At 70.1% G+C, this 1127-nt stretch carries 2 protein-coding genes; both read left to right on the forward strand.

The annotated features are described in order from the left end of the window. The first annotated feature begins 376 nt into the window (after positions 1-376). Entirely contained in the window at positions 377-598 is a 222-nt protein-coding gene (locus HMPREF3086_RS14450; protein ID WP_007630344.1) for a helix-turn-helix domain-containing protein, read from the forward strand. Between the two features lie 270 nt (positions 599-868). Then, on the forward strand, positions 869-970 hold the full coding sequence (locus HMPREF3086_RS18160) for a 30S ribosomal protein bS22 (RefSeq protein ID WP_003855542.1): 102 nt from the start codon (positions 869-871) through the stop codon (positions 968-970). Positions 971-1127 lie beyond the last annotated feature (157 nt).

A 1127-nucleotide genomic window follows, 5' to 3' on the forward strand; every position in this document is an offset into this window, starting at 1 on the left:
GGCCGTGGCGGACGCGGTGGAGGCGGCGACGGATCGGTCGCGCGCCCTGGCGCAGGCGGCCACCTCCGACGACGACGACGAGAACGACTGACCGCGCGCGGCCCGCCCGTCGCCGATGCGGCAGGACGGGCCGCGCGTGCGCTTACCGAACCGACCCGCCGGGGCTGAGATCTCAGCCACCCGGCGGGTCGCTTATTTAGCACAACCCCAGCTCAGAACGGGTGAGGGCGGGATCTGGCGGCGTGTCGTAGAAGTAATTCGCCCACTCCCGTCGCATTGATCACACCATTCACGCTAGGCTCATACCCAGCACGTGCGTGTCCGTACCGCAGGAGGGGAAGCCTGCGGCACGACGCGTGCCACGAAGGGTTGTGAGATGGCGACTTCCGACAAGACCGATGGCGGCTCGCAGGCGGCGGGGGGTTCCCAGTTCCTCACCGTTGCCGAGGTCGCCGCGCTGATGCGCGTGTCCAAGATGACGGTCTACCGACTCGTCCACTCGGGCGAGCTCCCCGCGGTGCGGGTGGGTCGGTCGTTCCGCGTTCACTCCAAGGCCGTGCACGAGTACCTCGACACCTCGTACTTCTCCGCGGGCTGACGCGCGTGGTGGGGCCGCCGCTTGTGGTGGCCCGGCCCGGCGCAGTAGGCGGCCCGGTGCGTGGGCTGGCCCGGTGGATGGGCTGGCCCGGCGCGGTAGGCAGCCCGGCGCGTGGCCCGGTTTTTCCGGGGCGGGGCGGGCAGGTAGTCTGGACGGGTTCCGTCCCGGCTCCCGAGCCCCGATCGGACGCCGGAGCGTAGTAAGACCCGTGGCAGTACGGCCCGTGACAACGGCCCCAGACCAGTAGTCGACAGGTAGGTGACCCCCGATATGGGTTCTGTGATCAAGAAGCGCCGCAAGCGTATGTCCAAGAAGAAGCACCGCAAGATGCTCCGCCGGACCCGCGTGCAGCGTCGCAAGCTCGGTAAGTGAGTCCTGCGGCGCCCCGATAGCGCCCGGACTCACGCCTGTAGCGGATGTCCGTCACCAGCAGCGGTGGCGGGCATCGGTGTATTTCGGGGGAGCGGTCTGCGGGGTCTGCGGGGGTTCGGCGTCTGGGGGCCGGGTCGCGCGACCCCCGCAGCCGCTC

The sequence above is a fragment of the Dietzia sp. HMSC21D01 genome, assembly GCF_001815995.1.
Classification (GTDB): domain Bacteria; phylum Actinomycetota; class Actinomycetes; order Mycobacteriales; family Mycobacteriaceae; genus Dietzia; species Dietzia cinnamea.

Bases quoted from the DNA above. Each gene is read 5' to 3' on its own strand.
- HMPREF3086_RS18160 (WP_003855542.1), top strand. From the start codon at position 869: ATGGGTTCTGTGATCAAGAAGCGCCGCAAGCGTATGTCCAAGAAGAAG.
- HMPREF3086_RS14450 (WP_007630344.1), top strand. From the start codon at position 377: ATGGCGACTTCCGACAAGACCGATGGCGGCTCGCAGGCGGCGGGGGGT.